15 protein-coding genes are annotated in these 19,254 nt (G+C 39.4%); 14 read left to right on the forward strand and 1 reads right to left on the reverse strand.

What is annotated here, in order from left to right:
• The first annotated feature begins 45 nt into the window (after positions 1-45).
• The 7 genes from LVD16_RS11090 (at position 46) to LVD16_RS11120 (ending at position 10,879) form a co-directional block, all read left to right on the forward strand.
• Positions 46-837, forward strand: coding sequence for an aspartate/glutamate racemase family protein (locus LVD16_RS11090; RefSeq protein WP_233774009.1), 792 nt, complete (start codon positions 46-48; stop codon positions 835-837).
• 21 nt (positions 838-858) lie between these two features.
• Complete coding sequence (locus LVD16_RS11095) at positions 859-1,575, forward strand: thioesterase II family protein (RefSeq protein WP_233774010.1); 717 nt, start codon at positions 859-861, stop codon at positions 1,573-1,575.
• Between the two features lie 250 nt (positions 1,576-1,825).
• Positions 1,826-2,302 carry a transcription elongation factor GreB gene (gene greB, locus LVD16_RS11100; protein ID WP_233774011.1) on the forward strand — a complete coding sequence of 159 codons (477 nt, stop codon included), beginning with the start codon at positions 1,826-1,828 and terminating at the stop codon, positions 2,300-2,302.
• A gap of 301 nt (positions 2,303-2,603) precedes the next feature.
• Positions 2,604-7,358 (forward strand): T9SS type A sorting domain-containing protein, encoded by a 4,755-nt coding sequence (locus tag LVD16_RS11105; RefSeq protein WP_233774012.1) that lies wholly within the window; start codon positions 2,604-2,606, stop codon positions 7,356-7,358.
• Positions 7,359-7,509: 151 nt separating this feature from the next.
• Positions 7,510-8,538, forward strand: a complete 1,029-nt coding sequence (locus LVD16_RS11110) for a LamG-like jellyroll fold domain-containing protein (protein ID WP_233774013.1) — start codon at positions 7,510-7,512, stop codon at positions 8,536-8,538.
• Positions 8,539-8,669: 131 nt separating this feature from the next.
• The gene (locus LVD16_RS11115; RefSeq protein WP_233774014.1) at positions 8,670-9,236 is read left to right on the forward strand and encodes a hypothetical protein; all 567 of its coding nucleotides are present in this window, start codon (positions 8,670-8,672) and stop codon (positions 9,234-9,236) included.
• A gap of 182 nt (positions 9,237-9,418) precedes the next feature.
• The gene (locus LVD16_RS11120; protein ID WP_233774015.1) at positions 9,419-10,879 is read left to right on the forward strand and encodes a TlpA family protein disulfide reductase; all 1,461 of its coding nucleotides are present in this window, start codon (positions 9,419-9,421) and stop codon (positions 10,877-10,879) included.
• A 124-nt stretch (positions 10,880-11,003) separates the two neighbouring features.
• Here the strand turns inward: LVD16_RS11120 and LVD16_RS11125 are convergent, their stop codons facing one another.
• A complete protein-coding gene (locus LVD16_RS11125; RefSeq protein WP_233774016.1) occupies positions 11,004-11,858 on the reverse strand; it encodes an AraC family transcriptional regulator in 855 nt (284 codons plus the stop codon).
• Positions 11,859-11,951: 93 nt separating this feature from the next.
• Here LVD16_RS11125 and LVD16_RS11130 point away from each other — a divergent pair, with 93 nt between their 5' ends.
• The 7 genes from LVD16_RS11130 (at position 11,952) to LVD16_RS11160 (ending at position 19,252) form a co-directional block, all read left to right on the forward strand.
• Entirely contained in the window at positions 11,952-12,890 is a 939-nt protein-coding gene (locus LVD16_RS11130) for an NADP-dependent oxidoreductase (protein WP_233774017.1), read from the forward strand.
• Between the two features lie 94 nt (positions 12,891-12,984).
• Positions 12,985-13,827, forward strand: coding sequence for an aldo/keto reductase (locus LVD16_RS11135; RefSeq protein ID WP_233774018.1), 843 nt, complete (start codon positions 12,985-12,987; stop codon positions 13,825-13,827).
• Positions 13,828-13,972: 145 nt separating this feature from the next.
• Entirely contained in the window at positions 13,973-14,956 is a 984-nt protein-coding gene (locus LVD16_RS11140) for an aldo/keto reductase (protein ID WP_233774019.1), read from the forward strand.
• A 1,301-nt stretch (positions 14,957-16,257) separates the two neighbouring features.
• Positions 16,258-17,103 (forward strand): methylated-DNA--[protein]-cysteine S-methyltransferase, encoded by an 846-nt coding sequence (locus LVD16_RS11145; RefSeq protein ID WP_233774020.1) that lies wholly within the window; start codon positions 16,258-16,260, stop codon positions 17,101-17,103.
• Entirely contained in the window at positions 17,103-17,816 is a 714-nt protein-coding gene (locus tag LVD16_RS11150) for a 2OG-Fe(II) oxygenase (protein ID WP_233774021.1), read from the forward strand. Before LVD16_RS11145 ends, LVD16_RS11150 begins: the two co-directional genes overlap by 1 nt.
• 595 nt (positions 17,817-18,411) lie before the next feature.
• On the forward strand, positions 18,412-18,657 hold the full coding sequence (locus tag LVD16_RS11155) for an Ada metal-binding domain-containing protein (protein ID WP_233774022.1): 246 nt from the start codon (positions 18,412-18,414) through the stop codon (positions 18,655-18,657).
• Positions 18,644-19,252 (forward strand): alpha-ketoglutarate-dependent dioxygenase AlkB family protein, encoded by a 609-nt coding sequence (locus LVD16_RS11160; protein ID WP_233774023.1) that lies wholly within the window; start codon positions 18,644-18,646, stop codon positions 19,250-19,252. The genes LVD16_RS11155 and LVD16_RS11160 overlap by 14 nt, the downstream gene beginning before the upstream one ends.
• Positions 19,253-19,254 lie beyond the last annotated feature (2 nt).

Raw genomic sequence — 19,254 nt, forward strand, 5'->3', positions numbered from 1 at the left:
ATAAGGTAAAGTGTGAAACTAGGCTAATCATTTAAAAGGAAATCCATGGATGATAAAATCATAGGAATTGTAGGGGGTATGGGACCCCAGGCAGGAGCAGCATTATTCAATGAAATATTAGCTAATACTACCGTAAAAGAGGACCAACAACATTTATCTGTAATACTAATGTCCTTTCCAAAAGATATTACTGATCGTACAGCATTTCTGGAAGGAAAAGAAAAGGTTAATCCTGCCAAAAGCATAGTCGAGGTTATTTCTAAACTTGAGTACGCCGGGGCGAAAATAATAGGATTGGCATGCAATACGTCTTATTCTCCAGAAATATATGATGTTATTATAAAAGAACTTAAACAAATAAATAGTGAAGTTCAGTTATTAAATATGCCTATAGAAACGTGTAAATACATTAGAGATAATTATAAGCAGGTACGGAGAATAGGACTGATGACTACCAATGGAACATACAAAACGGGATTATATAAGAATATCTTGGAAGATATGGGTTATGAGATTGTTATTCCAGACTTACAATTTCAGGAGAATTTCATTCATAAGATGATTTATGATCGCAATTTTGGGATTAAGTCAAATACTAATAGCATATCCAAAGAGGCGCTGTCTTTATTAGATCGGGCTTTGGGTTTTTTCTCTGAAAGAAAAGCTGATGCGATTATTCTTGGTTGTACCGAATTATCCTTAATCTTAAAGAAAGAAATGGTTGAAAATATGCTAATAATAGATTCAACACAAGTTTTTGCAAAAGCCTTAATCAGAGCAGGCAGAACCCATGAAATAAAATGCAATTCTACAATATTATTAAAACAGGAATTTTAAAATAAAAAGAATAATGAAATTATGAGTCATTTAAAATTATTTGCTTTTCCCTATGCTGGGGGTTCGTCAGGTGTTTACGATAGTTTAAAACCACTTTTGCTAGAGCAGATAGACTTTATTCCTGTAGAGCTGGCTGGGAGGGGAAAGAGGATGGGCGAAAAGCCATACGAGAATTTGGACGTTGCAATTGATGATCTCTGTAAAATTGTTATTCCTCAAATAGGTTACAGTCAATTCGCTTTCTTAGGACATAGTATGGGGGCCTTACTTTCACATGCATTAGCTAAAAGACTTGAAGATGAGTCGGTAATATCCCCGAATCACATTTTTTTTTCCGGTCGAGGGGCTATACAGGTGAAAAGGAAAAAGGATAAAATATATCATCAAATGAATGATAAACAGTTTAAAGAAGAATTACATTTGCTTGGTGGTACACCTCGAGAATTCTTTCAATACCCAGAATTAATGGAACTATTTCTGCCATTGTTGAGAAATGACTTTCGAATTTCAGAGACTACAATTAAATATGAGGACTTTAAAAAAATGAATTTTGATATAACTGTATTTACAGGAACTCAAGATGATATAACGGAAGAACAGATTAATGGCTGGAATGATTACACTACAGGTAGTTGTAATATTCACACTTTTAAAGGTGGGCACTTCTTCATTAATAATGAAATGCATTCCATTGCTCAAATCATTAATGATACCGTTGCCCAATGTATCGCTAAATAATTAAAATTTCAATATGAGAATTCATTTTAAATCTCATTAGAACAGAAATTATTTATGAATTCGCAATAACGCACTTTGTAGAAGGATGACCTATTGTTGTATCCTTTAAAAGCAGGGTTCGATTCCCCTACGGACTACAGCAGAAGCCGATCACTGAAAAGTGATCGGCTTTTTTGTTTTATTTACATTTCAAAGGCACTTTTGCATGATGATAAAGAATCCTATTCTTTATGCTAAACCTTAACCAAATATGAAAAGATCACAGCTTATAACCCCTGAGGGATTAGAGAAGCTAAAGGCTGAGTTAGATCATCTTTGGCGTGTAGAGCGACCTGAAACAACCAGAAAGGTTTCCTGGGCTGCCAGTCTTGGTGATAGATCTGAAAATGCTGACTATCATTATAATAAAAAACGACTTCGTGAGATAGACAGGCGAGTGCTTTATCTTCGAAAATGCATAGATGACTTTAAGGTAATACGTTATGACCCCCACCAGGATGGCAAAGTGATGTTTGGTGCCTGGGTGGAAATTGAGAGTGATAAAGGTTTGAAAAAGCGCCTTCGTATAGTGGGATATGAAGAGCTCATTGGTAATAAAGATTATATATCTATGGATTCGCCAATGGCGCAGGCCCTTCTCAATAAAGAAGTTGGAGATGAGGTAGTGGTGCAAACCACAGTAAGCAAGTTTGTATGGCGAATTAATAAAATTGAATACCTGAAATAGCAAGATTTCAATTGAATATATGGGAAGGCAACCTCTAGAGGTTGCCTTTTTTTATGCTTTACCGGTTTAATGCTTATTATGGGCCCATAACAGTCCATTTACCGAATAAACCTTAGCTGAGCAATCACGTGAGCATTTTATCATTTTTTTCATCCATTTCATAGAAAGCTTCCACTTAATGGAAAATATTTACCTGTTAAATTATTAATTAATTATTTGATAATCAGTATCTTATTAGTATTTGTGCCGTTTGGTTCTCCCTTTGTCATGGGATGTAATAAAATTCATAAACTGCACAAATATGAAAATTAATTTGACCAAGGTAATGTTGGGGATGATTTTGTGGGGAGCGTTAATTAATGTTTCTATAGCGCAAAATTGTGTTTCTCCTTATGATGTTGACTGGGATACCTATGCACTGGGTACCGATCCTCGAAATCAGACTTATGATGTGAGTGATGTAGAGCTAAGTATTAGTTCAATAGATATTTATGGACACGTAAGTGGCTTTTCTGTTTCTAATACCCTTCAAGGTATTAATAGTATAGTATGGGAGCAAACCATAGATAACCGAAATGAATATGCTTTAGCCACATTCAAATTCAGTAAACCCACCTACTCATTTAGTTTTACTATTTTTGACGTGGATCAGGGAGTTTTCCAGGATTCATTAACTATTAATGGTTACTCAGATGGAAAATTAGTGAGCTTGTCGGCTTCAGATGTAGTCACATCAGCAGCCAATACTTTCATAGGTAATAACACCGTGTTAGGTACTGGTTTCGCTGATAATAACACTTCTGATGGTAATGTAACCATTACCATTCCTGAAACCATTGATTCATTGGTTTTTCTTTATAATAACCATACCCCAGCCACTTTCCAAACCATAGGTATCCATGATTTTTATTGGTGCGGGGCTGATAGTGATTATGATCACGTGCTGAATGTAGACGATGCCGATGATGATAATGACGGTATTCCTGATGCCGATGAAGTAGGAGGTGTAGACCCTGGAGCAGATGAGGATGGTGATGACATTCCTGATTATATGGATCCTGATTTTTCAGCCTTTGTAGACGCCAATGGCGATGGTGTTCATGATGGTTATGACACTGATTTAGACGGTATCCCTAATCATTTAGATAGAGATTCTGATAATGATGGTATTCCTGACGCTGTAGAGGCCAATGCAGGGGTAGTGCCGGCAAATATGTCTTCTGATGGTAGATTTTCAAAAGATTATGCCATGGCTAATGATACTGACGGAGATGGTATAGTGAATGACTTTGACGCTGATAATGGTGGTTCTCCGCTTGCCCTCCCAGATACTGATGCTGATGGAATAATTGACATGCTAGATAGAGATAGTGATGGTGATGGTATCACTGATGCCGTAGAGGCTGGGGCAGAAGATGCTGATGGAGATGGCATAGCTGATAATTTTTATGACTATGATAATGATGGCTTAAACGATAGTTATGATCTTACTTTTAATGGCAATATCCTGTCTATCTCAGACACTGATAATGATGGTCTGGTAGATTATAGAGATATCGATTCAGATAAAGATGGTGTATTAGATAATGTAGAAGCTCAAAACAGTTTGGCATATCGTGCGGCTTCAGGCAGTGATTCGGATGGTGATGGTATTGATGATGCCTATGATTCTGATGCCACCGGAGCTATCGTGTTACAAGATACTGATGGTGATGGAAAGTATGACTTTATAGATGGAGATTCTGATGGAGATGGTTTAAGGGATATTTTCGAGGCCAATGATGGTAATAGCGATGGTCAGTTTGTGCTATTTAAGCATAATATAGATACTGACGGCGATGGTCTGGCTGATATGTTTGATGCTGATAATGGAGGTTCTCCTGCTGCAATTCAAAATACAGATGGTGATGGTCTGCCAGATTATAGAGATAGCGACGATGATAATGATGGTATTCTTACCCTGAATGAAGACTTTGATGCGGATAAGAATTACTCAAATGATTTTACACAAGGAGGAAGTCCTACTCCTGATTATTTATATGCCACTGATGATATGGATGGTGATGGTGTGCCTTCAAGCCTGGATGAGGATGATAATAATGATGGTATTGCTGATGTTGATCAAGGTTTTGGAGTAGATCCAGGTGCAGATGCTGATTCAGATGGCATTGAAAACTATTTAGATACAGACTATGTGCACCCTACAAAAGGCGCTTATGTAGATGCCAATCAGGATGGTATAAATGATATTTTTGATGTCGATCAGGATGGTATTCCTAATCATTTGGATCTGGATAATGATAATGATGGAATAGTGAATGCTGTTGAGGCTAATGGTGGTGTACTGCCAGCTAACATGAATGAAAATGGCCAATACCCAGCAGTTTATGTGGCTGCTAATGATAGTGATGGCGATGGATTGGTAAATGATACAGACACTAGCACTGGTGGCGTAGCATTATCTACTGACACCGATGGTGATGGTGTAGATGACTTTTTAGATGTAGATTCTGATGGTGATGGCATGCTTGACGTTGATGAAGCAGGAGCCACCTATTCTAACGCTAACGGCATAGTAGATAGCTATTCTAATATAGACGGAGATGCCCTGCCAGATTACCTTGATGCTGATAGCGATGGCGATGGAATCACAGATAATGTAGAAGGGCAATCAACAGCCGGTTATATCGCCCCGTCCGGATCTGATACTGATGGAGATGGCTTAGATAATTCATATGACGCTGATAATGGAGGAATTGCATTTGGTGCTGTTGATACAGATGCTGATGGCACACCAGATTTTCAGGATACTGATAGTGATAACGATGGCGTATCTGACTTAGTGGAAGGTCACGATAGCAATTCTGATGGTATTGCCGATAGAAGCCCTGTTGGTATTGACTCTGATGGAGATGGTTTAGACAATGCTTTTGATGCTGACAATGGTGGCGTTGCTGCGGCTGTTCAAAACACTGATGCGGCTGGAGAAGTAGATTTTAGAGATAGTGATGATGATGGTGATAATATACCCACTGAGGATGAAATGGCAGATTTAGATCCGGTAAACGGAATTAGTGACTACCTTGAGGCGACATCAAACCCTTGTGGAAGCAGCTCTGTGCAGAGAGCTGTTTCTGGAAGCGCCTCAAGCGTAGTTTTTAACGTGGGCGTGGCATCTGCTAATTTTATGTTGGGTAATCCTAATTTCGATGGAACCACTAACACGGTGAGTACTTTTGGAAATGGAGATTACATTTATATTGATATGCAGGAGTTTATACCTGCTGGTGAAACAGTTATATTATATACTGTGACTGATGCAGGTGATCAAATGCTGGTAGCTAGCGGTTTGCAAATAAACAATGGATATTTAAACCTAACTGGAAATACTTATTTTACAGATAATGCTGGTGGGAATGCTTATGTTACTTATAACTATACTGTTCCAGCTGGTGGAGCCAGATACATGTTCATTCAAAGAACAGCGGGCACTTTTTATATAGATGCGCTAGTATATAATTTTAATAAGTGCGTGAGTGATATGGATAATGATGGCATAGCTGATGATCAGGATCTTGATGACGATAATGACGGTCTCACTGATCTTCAAGAGGTTACTGCCTATGCCGCTGATCCAGATGGAGATGCTGACTATGACAATATTCCTAACTACATGGATACAGATTTTGCCGGATTTACTGATCTCAACTACGATGGTGTAGATGATAGAGCAGATTATGATGGAGACGGCATTCCTAATCACATGGATCTTGACAGCGATAATGATGGTGTGGTTGATGCAGTGGAAGCTAATGAAGGAGTGCTACCCGCTAACATGACCACCCAAGGTAAATACACTGCCTCTTATGTGAAAGCCAACGATGCAGATAGCGATGGCTTAGCTAACGACGTTGACGGCACACCTTTGTCTAACCCTGATACAGATGGCGATGGTTTAGCAGATATTTATGATAGAGATTCTGATAATGACGGTATTACAGACCTGGCAGAAGCCGGAGGAATAGATGTAGATGGAAATGGAGTGCTGGATAGCTTTGCAGATGACGATGGTGACGGACTGGGCAATTCAGTGGATTCAAATTCTGGCGGTTCAGCTTTGTCTAATCCTGATACAGATGGAGACGGTACACCTAACTATCTGGATGCTGACTCTGATAACGATGGTATCCTGGATATTATAGAAGGGCATGATGGCAACGCTAATGGTATAGCGGACTGGGATGATGATAGCAATCGTACACTCAGTGCCTCTGAGGGTAATGCAGATACAGACGGTGATGGTATTTTAGATGCCTTTGATAGAGATAATTCAGGCGAAATAGCCAGTCTTGTTGATATTGATAATGATGGTCTGTATAACTACATAGATAGTGATGATGATGGCGATGGCGTGAGTACAGCTGCCGAAGATAGCAATGGTAACAATGACTGGTCAGATGACTTTACCTCTGGTCAAAGTAGTGCTCCTGACTATCTATATAACATTTACACTACGCTTCCCGTAGAGTTGGTAAGCTTTGAAGCTAACTGGCAAGAACCTTTCGTGCTGATAGAATGGGAGACCGCCTCAGAGCTTAATAATTATGGCTTTGAAATTGAGAGATCAATTAATGGCAGGGATTTTGTTTACATAGGTTTTGTGTCTGGTAATGGTACTTCGGATCAAGTTCATAACTATGAGTTTAAAGATAGAGAGGCGGCAGCAGGCACCAGATACTATTATCGCTTAAAGCAAATTGATTATGATGATCAATATGAGTTTTCCAAAGTGGTGATGGTAGAGTCTGAAATTGAGACAAGATTGGATGTTAATGTATATCCAAACCCTAGTTCAGACTTCATAAATATTCAGATTAATGACTACGAGGCAGAAGGTCAGTTTGAGATACTGAATTATAGTGGAGAGGTTGTTTTAAATGGAACATTCTCTAATAGAAGAGAGACAGTAGATGTCCGGTCTTTAAAAACAGGAGTGTACATTTTAAGGGTCTCAACTCGTGATCAAGTAATAACAAGTAAAGTGATAAAGAAATAGTAAATATTATAGTCCACTGAGAAAAGGGGTGAGAAATCATCCCTTTTCTTTTTTCTTCTAAAAGTTAAGCATCGTTTTATCTTATCTATGAATAAAACTCTAATTTTAACCCACTAATAGCCTCATGTTATTTAATCAAACCAAACCATTCATGAACTTATTCCGATCTCTGTTAGCTTTTGTATTATTTATTTCAATTATGGCCTGTGGAGATAATGAAATAACTGGTCCATTTACAGTGGATCAAAACTTTACAATAGAAGAGAACGCGGCCAATGGAACCTATGTTGGCAAACTGGTGGCTGCATCTGGAAGTAACGTTACTTTCTCATTCAAATCTGGTAATGATCAGGGGATATTTAACCTTGAGGCTGCAAGTGGAGTAATTACAGTGGCTGATTCTAGTGGTCTGGATTATGAAACCAACCCAGAATTTAATTTAGTGGTTGAGGCTCAGGATGAATCTTCTCAGAAAGCAGATATGGCAGTTTTAATTACGCTGGCAGATGTGACACCAACCACTGATGGTCTTATGGCTTATTATTCTTTTGATGGAAGTGCGCTAAATCAATTGAGAGCATCTTTGGCTTCAGATACTACGCACGGAAAAGTTACTGCAGCCACCATACAAGCTAATGATCACGGTTTAGAAACGGATAGTGTCTACTATTTTAATGGTGCAGCTTATATCAATTTTGGTACAGACACCATTTTCGATCTGGGTAAATTTGATGATTGGACCTTGTCAGTCTGGGTAAAGCAAGAGAGTAGTGCTGAAGGTGGGGCTATTTTTAGTAAATACTGGTCTACTGAGGGTCGTAGTTATAGCTTATCCACCACCAGGTCAGGAGATGAATATGGTGTTAATTTTACAGCCTTTGTAAATAATAGCGAGGTAAGCCTTTCATCGTCTATTACAGCCAATCAATGGCAGCATATTTTAATTAAGGAAGAAGATAACAGTACGCTCACTATGTTCGTGCAGGGAGAGCAGGTAAATCAGCTAGTTCTTGAAGATATAACCATTATGCAATACGATACTGTGCCAGCTATAATGGGTGCTTATAGAGAATTCAATAGTGCATATGACAACGGATTTACTGGTCAATTAGACGACCTAAGACTATATAATGCAGCACTATCTGATGAGGATTGTAGAACTATTTTTACCGAAGAGTAAACCGGAGATTACGTATTTACCAGCCTCTGGAGCTATTGCTTTAGCAGCTCTAAATGACTATCTTACTATTAATGACCGTCGCAGCTTTCAAGTGCGGATGTTATAGATAAAATGGGATTAAAAGGCTGGCCATGAGTAAATACTGGAGTTCTCTACCTATTGTAGTGCTGGGAAGTGGAATCATTTACCTTCTTTATTTTTCAGCCTGCAATGGAGTATTTGAAATCTACTCATCTCTGTTTATTATCATAATCATTCTCGGTTATCTCGCCTTCTACTACCTGATTCAAATCATTGATTCATTGCAAAGTGGCAGAAACAAAATGAAGTACCAACCTCTACTGGTACTTTTACTGGTTTCTATTGTCGGTTATGGTATTCACCAAGTGCAGGAGCATAGTGAGAGTGAAATAATCTTAAAAGCACATAGGTCTGTTAAATATGAAGAGGATGTTTTAATTCACCTACAGGAAAATGGAAAACTAGAAATAGTTTACGGCTATGTAGAAGACCGCTGCTCCTGTCTGGAAGTGTATACGTTCAAAGACGATACATTGAAAATGCCAGAATTGAGCGAAGAACGTCAGCGTATGTTTAATTTATCTAAGGTCTTGGTCAGATCAGACCAATTTCTAATTCCCGTAGTAAATAACCAAATAGAGGCTGATAGTAGTGTGTTTTTTAAGGTTTATGATTAGGTTTTCCAAAGAGTCGGGCTTCCGGTCCTCCCGTGAATGCATGGTGTCTTCTCAATGTTTTTCCTTGAAATAGTTAAATTAATAAGTTGAATTTTATATATTTCACTCTAAATCTGCAGTGTAACGGAATAGTGTAAGAGAAGCCTTAAGAGCCTTTCGATCATTGTGTGCAAATAATTTATATGAAGTCAACCTTTGTAAACTCTATAGTTTTATCACTTATAATTAGTTTATTGAGTTGTGACCAACCTGATATAGAGTCTCCATTAGAAATCAACTTTAATTCTAGAGCATATGTTTCTTTAGAGATATTTAACATTTCTTCAGCAAGGAATTTTAAGTTCAGCTATCTTCCAAGATTATATCCAAGGCGAAGGGAGACCCCCGAATATAATATAAATAGTGATACCACCCTTATTGTGGAGCTTATCACAAATATGCCTCAAGAATTCGATTTTAATTTAATTGACCTTCAAATACCCTTTTTTTCGGTCCCTAACGACACTGTTCATATATCTATTGATTTAAAAAATGGAGATATTAATTATTCTGGAATCAATCAAAATATTAATCGTTACCTTCTTTCAAAGACTAAGATTCAGCGGAAAATTGATGCGCGAAGAAGCGAAATTTATAATGACGAATCGTTATCCTATTCTGAGTTCTGCTCTAACCTAGATTCGGTATCGAAAGTAGAAAGGAAAATAATTGACACCACCACTCTTGATTTGCCTAAGTGGTTTAGATTGTTGACAGATAAAAATATTGATTTTAAAACTGCATACTCTAAATTAAGTCTTCCCAATTATCGAAATTTTTTGAAGCTTGAAAATTCAAACATGCCATCTAAGGCAGATCTGGAATTTTTATCAAGTATAGATTTAACGTCTCCCTACAACCAATATGTGTCTAGTTTTTATTCATTTATGAATTTCTATAGTTTCTATCTGATATATGGTGATAATTATGTTATCAGTGATTCAGTTCAGTTACTTTTTAATGATTTAAGTCAATCTACCAGGATGTTTGAGGCTGCGTTAAAAACTGACCTTACTGAGGATAATTTTTTAGCTTTTGCTACTGCTCAGACTATTAGTGACATAGGCCTTGTGCGTGATAGAAGAAAAGGAAGATTAGAGTATTTAGATTCAATGTATGGCCCTGAGTCAAGTGTTGTGAAATATCTGGTTGCTGTAGATTCTGAATTAGCACAGTATAATTTGAAAAGTGGAGATACTGCGCCATCCTTCTATCTGGAAGATTTGAATAAGAACTTGCATAGCCTTCAAGATCATAGGGGTAGAATTGTACTTCTTAACTTTTACACACCAGGCTGCGTTGCCTGCAAAAAGGAAGTACCATACGAACGTGAGCTTCAGGCAAAGTACGAAGACAATTTTCAAATAATAAATGTCTGTATGACCGATTCAAAAGAGTCATTTCAGAAAACCTATTCAAAATTTCAACTTGAAGGAATTAATGTCTTTACACCTGGAAGTTGGATGAAAAAGTTAAGAGATAAATATATGATTAATGGTTATCCGCACTATGTCCTTGTTGATAGAGATGGCAATATAGTAAAGAACCATGCCTTCAAACCAAGTAGTAAAAAACTTGAACCTCTTATAGAGTCTATTTTATAAAGGAGCTAATATTAGCTATAACAAAATGATATCTCTCAGATGATCCATCTTTTTAGTACTTACCTAATAAGCACATCCTTTTATCCAATTCCTTGATATAGGAGAAGGTTTGTGAAAACACTTTTCATTGCATTTGCACCAATGCCCTTATCTCCTTCCTAAACGCTACCGGACTCATTCCTCTGTTCTTTCTAAAAAATTTATTCAAGTGGCTTTCATCTGTAAAGCCCATGTTAAAGGCAATTTCATTGATTCTTAGGTTGCTATGTTTTAGTCTGTGCTCTATGAGTTTGAGTCTGTAGTTATTAATGTATTGCTGCAGTGTTTCAGAGGTGTGTTTCTTGAAATATCGCCCAAGGTATGATTCAGAGATACCAAATATTTCACTGATGGCTTTAGACCTGATTTTCTCGGGCTCATAAATGTTTTGTTGGATGTAATGAAGAATGTCGAGTATCTTTTCTTCGCTGTATTCTGTGATGCTGTCAGGTAAGAATTTGGCAATGTTCCTGGTCACTACCACAATCAAAGTATTGATCATTTGTTGGGTAAGTTCCGTGTTGTAAAGATCCTGGTTCAGGTACTCGCGAACTATGGCTTCAACCATCGGCCTTACCAGTAGCTTATCGGTTTGATTCTTCAAAATACAGCCAGGCTGTTTGCCTGCATTTTGCAGCATAAACTCTATTCTTTCGATGTTATTAGCCTGTAAACCAGATGATTTGATATAGATATCATTAAAGCGCAGGAAGAAGAATGTGGTAGGCTTTTCTATTTCAAATTTATGACAATCATTCGGGGTGATCAGGAACATGTGATTTTCAATGTATCTGAATTTGCTGTTGTTGATACACTGCTTTCCTGATCCTGACAGTACATATACCAATTCAAAAAAGGTATTCTTATGTCCCACGGCCGGACTTTCCTCCATGGTTACATACTCTATTTCGTACGGTTGATATAAGCTCAGCTTCTGCATGACACAAAATTACCGAAAATACGAAAACATGTACCAGTATATCGCTTGTTAACTGGTATATATTTGCTATGTATTTAAACGAGAACTGAAAAAATGAAAGCAATAATAATAGAAAAAGGTGGTGGAATAGAGGAATTGAAACTGAAGGAGATTGAAAAGCCATCCGTTAATAGTAATGAAGTGCTGATTAAGGTGAGGGCCTTGAGCATTAATCCTGTAGATGTGAAGACAAGGGCAGGCAAAGCTTTTTATGGAAAGTTAGAGCAGGAAAATCCTATCGTCTTGGGTTGGGACGTGTCTGGCATAGTGGAGGAAGTTGGTGCGGATGTAACCAAGTTTAAAAAAGATGATGCGGTTTTTGGAATGGTGAACTTCCCCGGACATGGCAAGGCGTACGCAGAATATGTGGCATCTCCGGCTGATCACCTGGCTTTAAAGCCAGAGAATATATCTTTTGAAGAGGCAGCTGCAACTACACTGGCAGCCTTAACTGCTTATCAGGATCTTGTGCATCAGGCGGGTGTAAAAGCTGGACAAAAGGTGTTGGTACACGCTGCTTCTGGTGGTGTGGGGCATTATGCGGTGCAAATAGCTAAGAGCCTGGGTGCTTATGTAATTGGCTCTTCATCAGGTGCTAACAGAGATTTTGTTTTAGGGTTGGGTGCAGATGAGCACATTGATTATAAAACTCAGGATTTTGAAGACGTGGTTTCTGATGTGGATCTGGTCATCGAAATTGTAGGTGGTGATCATATCAAAAGATCTATTCGGGTCATTAAAGAAGGCGGAACATTGGTGAGCAATCTGGGACTCAATGAAGAGGCCGCCACACTGGCAAAAGAAAGGGGAGTCAAAGGAATAGCTTATTTGGTGCAATCTAATGGAGATGACATGGATCAGTTGGCGGAGCTATTGGCATCGGGCAAGGTGAAAGCCCATGTTTCGAAGACCTATCCTTTTGAGCAATTGGCAAAGGCACATGAGCAGGTAGAGACGGGCCATACAGTAGGAAAAGTAGTAGTGACAGTTTAATTGAAATTTAACTTAAAATAATGGTCTTTGGGTTAACTAAAAGCGTTTAAAGACATTATAGTAATATCAACTAACCTAATAAACTTGAATAGTTATGGTAACAGAAAAAGTAAATTTAACATATAAAATTGGCGACCTTGAAGTGAATAGATTAGGCTTCGGAGGTATGCAGCTTACGGGTAAAGGTGTTTGGGGTGAAGTTCCCGATAGAGAGAATGGAATTAAAGTGCTTCAGCAGGCAGTGGAAATGGGTGTGAACTTCATTGATACGGCTGATTCATATGGTCCATATACCAATGAAAAACTGATTGCAGATGCTTTACACCCTTATAAGGAGGGTTTAGTGATAGCCACCAAGTCGGGCTTAGAAAGGCCTGGACCTGATAACTGGGTGCCCAATGGTAGTCCTGATCATATTAAAAAAGGTATTGAAGGTAGCCTGGAAAGGCTGAATGTAGACCAGATAGACCTTTGGCAATTACATCGTATCGATTCAAAAGTGCCTGTAAGAGAAACTTTAAGACCGGTAATTGATGCCGTGGAAGCTGGAAAGATAAAGTATGTTGGGCTTTCTGAGGTTACGGTGGATCAGATCAAAGAAGTGAAAGATATTCTGCCAATTGTATCGGTTCAAAATAGATATAATCTGGGAGACAGAGAATGGGAAAAGGTGCTGGATTACACCACTGAGAAAGGTTTGGCCTTCATTCCATGGTTTCCTCTAGCTTCTGGTCCGGATAAGATGCAGGAGAAGATCGAAAAAATAGCCAATAAATATGATGCTACCACTGCTCAGATAGCATTGGCCTGGTTAATGAAAAGAGCAGAGAACATCCTGTTAATCCCGGGAACCAAATCCCTGGATCACCTGGCTGAAAATATTAAAGCTGCTGAAATAGAGCTTACAGACGAAGAGTTTGAGGCTTTATCTAAATAATAGTTGAATTTGGAAGGTGTATCAGGTGGTTAGTGTCGTGATATCGGGGTTACTTCGTTCCTCGCAAAGCCTGAGGCCCTCGAAGGCTAGACGGTATTAAAAATCGTGGGCCTGGATACACCTTCACCATAAAATAAAATCAATTATGAAACATAGAGAATTAGGAAATACAGGGGTCAAAGTATCTGCCATTGGTTTAGGTTGTATGGGCATGAGTCATGCCTATGGAGAGCGAGATGATGCAGAATCTATAGCCACTTTGAAACGTTCCATAGAGCTGGGAATCAACTTTTGGGATACCGCAGATATCTATGGTAATGGAGAAAATGAAAAGCTGATCTCGGAAGTGCTGAAAGGGCACAGAGATAACATCTTCCTGGCTACCAAATTCGGGTTTATCTGGGGAGATAATATGTATAATAACTTTGATGGATCACCCAAACATGTGAAAGAGGCAGTGGAGGCCAGTCTGAAAAGGTTAAATACAGATGTGATAGACCTTTACTATACGCATAGGGTAGATCCAAATGTGCCCATCGAGGAAACGGTAGGTGCCATGGCTGATTTAGTGAAGGAAGGAAAAGTAAAATATCTGGGGCTTTCTGAGGCATCGGCTACTTCTATAAGAAAGGCTCATGCAGTTCACCCTATTTCTGCATTACAAAGTGAGTATTCATTGCTTACCAGAGAAGTGGAAGATGAGATTATTCCATTGTGCAAAGAATTAAAAATTGCATTTGTTCCATTTAGTCCGTTAGCTCGAGGCCTGGTTACAAACACATTAAATGTATCCGACTTGAAAGAAGATGATTTTAGGAAGCAACTGCCTCGTTATCAGGAGGAATATGCCGATAATAATCAAAAACTGGCGGCAGAGTTTGCTGAAATAGCAAAGGAAAAAACATGTACACCCGCACAGTTGGCAATAGCCTGGGTTCTCCATCAGGGCGATCACATCATACCGATTCCTGGAACTAAAAAGCGTAAATATTTAGAAGAAAACGCGGGCAGTGTGGATGTTGAGCTGTCTCCGAAAGACCTTGAAAAGATTGAGGATTTATTAAAGAAATACCCAAACACAGGAGCCAGATACAGTGAGAAAATGGCTCAGATGGTCGATAAGGATTGAGGTTTGGTTCTACTAACCGGTCTGGGCTTCGAGTGCCTCAGCCTGACCTCAGAGCTTCAACCGCGTCACCCTGAGGCACTCGAAGGGTAGACGATCAGGAGGCGACTGGCTTTTTGGTGCGAAGTGATCCTTATGCACAAAACGTCATTCCGGCCGCAGCGCAGCGGAGAGCCGGAATCTTACCGCTCGGTAACAGAGACTGAACAGTAAGATTCCGGATATTCTTCCGCCCCGCTTCAGAATTCCGGAATGACGTTATGATATAACGTGAGGTTAGTATGAGGTCGCGTAAAATGAGATACGCAACGATAGAGCAAGATGGCACCACCACCGAGTCACCCTGAGGTACTCGAAGGGTAGACGATCGGATAGGTGCAGACCTTTTGGAGCGAGGTGGTCCTTATGCACAAAGCGTCATTCCGGTCGTAACGCAGTGGAGAGCCGGAATCTTACCGCTCGGTACAGAGGCTGAACAGTAAGATTCCGGATATTCTTCCGCTCCGCTTCAGAATTCCGGAATGACGTTATGATATAACGTGAGGTTAGTATGAGGTAGCGTAAAATGAGATACGCAAAGATACAGCAAGATGAAGCCACCACGGAGTCACCCTGAGGCACTCGAAGGGTAGACGATCAGGAGGTCATCCCTTAATTCCAGGACACAACCGTTCGGTAATCTATTGCCTTATGAATTTGTAAAGCTTTCCATAGTCCAGTGTTTTTACTTTTTTGCAATCGATCAAAAAAGTAACAAAAAAATCTTTCTTGCTGCAAGGTCTTCCGAGAGCTTTAGCATTCCATAGTAATGAACTGCCACCAAGGACTTGAGATAAGCCTTCTTTTCAATCTTCTTTTACCTCACGACTAAGCAGCAAGATGAAACCATACCCGAGTCACCCTGAGGCACTCGAAGGGTAGACGATCAGGAGGTGACTGGCTTTTTGGTGCGAAGTGATCCTTATGCACAAAACGTCATTCCGGCCGCAGCGCAGCGGAGAGCCGGAATCTTACCGCTCGGTAACAGAGACTGAACAGTAAGATTCCGGATATTCTTCCGCCCCGCTTCAGAATTCCGGAATGACGTTATGATATAACGTGAGGTTAGTATGAGGTCGCGTAAAATGAGATACGCGACGAAAGAGCAAGATGAAGCCACCACCGAGTCACCCTGAGGTACTCGAAGGGTAGACGATCAGATAGGTACTGACCTTTTGTGATACTACCTTAAATTAAACTCCGCAAGTTTCGGATTTTATTGGTGCCCATGTCCTGCGATTTTTGTAATATAAATTTTACAAATAATGGAAACGCAGGAAAACTTAAGCTTCAATAGAATAGCCACTGCTATAGAGTATTTACGAACTCATTTTAAGCAGCAACCCGACCTGAATGAGGTGGCTGAGAAGGTGCACCTGAGCCCTTCACACTTTCAACGCCTATTTACAGAATGGGCAGGCACCAGCCCCAAGAAATTTTTACAATACATCAGCTTGGAACATGCCAAAGGCATTTTAAAACAAGAGGAGGGAGCGACACTATTCGATGCTACCTTTGAAACGGGACTTTCCAGTACTAGTCGCTTACATGATCTCTTTATCAACATCGAGGGAATGACTCCGGCGGAGTATAAGAACGGGGGCAAAAACCTGAGTATTAACTATAGCTGGGCTGAAAGTCCATTCGGTAATTTGCTGGTGGCCTCTACACATAAAGGTATTTGTCATATGGCCTTCCACCAAGATGAAGAGGCCGCGCTTCTTGAACTACAGGCTAAATTCCCCAATGCATCTCTGTCTAGAAAGCTAGACCTAATGCAGCAAAATGCCTTGTTCATTTTTCAGAAGGATTGGAGCCAACTATCTAAAGTGAAGTTGCATCTGAAAGGCACTGATTTTCAGCTCAAAGTATGGGAGAGTTTGTTGAAGATTCCAATGGGGAAACTTTCTACTTATGGTAGAATCGCCGAGCAAATTGGCAATCCAAAAGCTTCACGAGCAGTGGGAACCGCCATTGGTTGTAATCCAGTAGCATTTTTGATTCCATGCCACAGAGTGATACAATCCTCCGGAGTGTTTGGAGGCTACATGTGGGGACCGACCAGAAAGGCCGCTATCATCGGTTGGGAAGGGGTGAAGGTAGCTCAGTAATGGAAAGTATAATTTCAAAAGTGAAAGCGGTAGACTGGCAGTCTGTGGCTACCGAAATGCATACGAAAGGATATGCCATTTTACCTGGCTTTTTATCGATAAAGGAATGTGATGAGCTAAAAGAACTCTATTCGGCTCCTGCAATTTACAGAAAAATAGTGCCGATGGAGAGGTATAGATTTGGTAGCGGAGAATATAAATATTTCAAATATCCTCTTCCCGATCTTATCGACAGTATTCGAAGGAATGTATATCCTTATTTAGCGCCTATCGCCAATACTTGGATGAAAGTTTTAAATATTGACAAGGAGTTTCCTCCAGGTTATGAGCAGTTGAAACAAGAATGTCATGAAAAAGGGCAGATGAAACCAACTCCTTTGATTTTAAAATATGGAGAAGGCGGATATAATACACTGCATCAGGATTTATATGGAGATGTTTACTTTCCTATTCAAACCCTTGTGGTGCTCAGTGATAGAGGGAAGGATTTTACCGGAGGCGAGTTCATAATGACAGAGCAGGTACCCAGAGCACAATCTAAGGCGATAGTGCTAAAGCCTAATAAAGGTGATTTAGTGATCTTTACCACCAATTTCCGGCCTGTAAAAGGATCAAGAGGCTATTACAGAGTGACTATGAAGCATGGAGTAAGTGAAGTAGAATCAGGGGAGAGATATGCTATGGGAGTTATTTTTCATGATGCGGTTTCTTAGTTTTTATATTAAACGGCCGACCTTGATGAAAATGCGTTAAGAATTTCAAGTAATGAAGCGTTAAGAAAATATCCCTGTTTGAGCCCGATGATAATCGGGTGAGTTTGGATATTTTTAGCGTATGGATTGAAATTTAGCAATTTTTATCACAGTCTTGATCTTTTTGTTTCGCTTTTGGATCAAGCCAAAAATGAAAGATCCATAAGAACTGCATAACGTTGATCTATGCTGAACCACTCTTCTATATCAAAAGAACAGCTATTTAGACTCATCAAGTCAAATGAAATACAGTTTGCTGGAAATAAGAAATTGAAAATATATGGCACCCTTCAGTGTAAATCGGGTGAACGTTGCTTGTTTATATAGCATTAAATGAATTTTAAAATTGACCTTGATGAAAATGCGTTAAGAATTTCAAGTAATGAAGCGTTAAGAAAATATCCCTGTTTGAGCCCGATGATAATCGGGTAAGTTTGGATGTTTTTAGCGTAATGGATTGAAATTTAGCAATTTTTATCACAGTCTTGATCTTTTTGTTTCGTTTTTAGATCAAGCCAAAAATGAAAGACCCTTAAGAGCTGCGAAACGTTAATCTATGCTAAACCACTCTTCTATATCAAAAGAACAGCTATTTAGACTCATCAAGTCAAATGAAATACAATTTGCCGGAAATAAGAAATTGAAAATATATGGCACGCTTCAGTGTAAATCGGGGAAACGAATGAAGCATGAATATAGAGTATTCTTTCTATCAGAAGAGGAGGCAAGAGAACAAGGCTATAGACCTTGTGGACATTGTATGAGAGAATTTTACCAACTTTGGAAATATGGATCTATTTAGCCCTCAACCAGATAAAACCACCAACTGGCTTCCTTATGGAGGTACGGTGCATTATTTCGGCTGTATCTTAAGTCAAAAGCAGGCAGATGATTACTTTAATGTTTTGATGGATACCATAGAGTGGAAGAATGATGAGGCTAACATATTCGGAAAGAAGTTCATCACTAAGCGCAAGGTCGCCTGGTATGGAGATAAGGCCTTTGAATATACTTATTCTAATACCACCAAATACGCGTTGCCCTGGACTAAAGAGCTGGAAGAACTTAAGTCTATAACAGAGAAAGAAACAGGAGAGACCTATAACTCATGCCTGCTTAACCTCTACCACACAGGAGAAGAGAGCATGGCCTGGCATAGTGATGGTGAGGAAGATCTGAAAAAGAATGGCTCCATAGGGTCCTTAAGCTTCGGGGCTGAGCGAAAATTCGCCTTTAAACATAAGAAAACCAAAGAGAAAGTAGAGCTAGTGTTAGCCCATGGCAGTCTGCTTGAGATGACTGGCACCACACAAACCCACTGGCTTCATAGGTTACCACCCACTAAAAAAATAAAAAGGCCAAGAATTAACTTGACCTTTAGGAGTATTGTGGAGTAATT

The organism is Fulvivirga ligni, from assembly GCF_021389935.1.
In the GTDB taxonomy this organism is placed as follows: Bacteria; Bacteroidota; Bacteroidia; order Cytophagales; family Cyclobacteriaceae; genus Fulvivirga; species Fulvivirga ligni.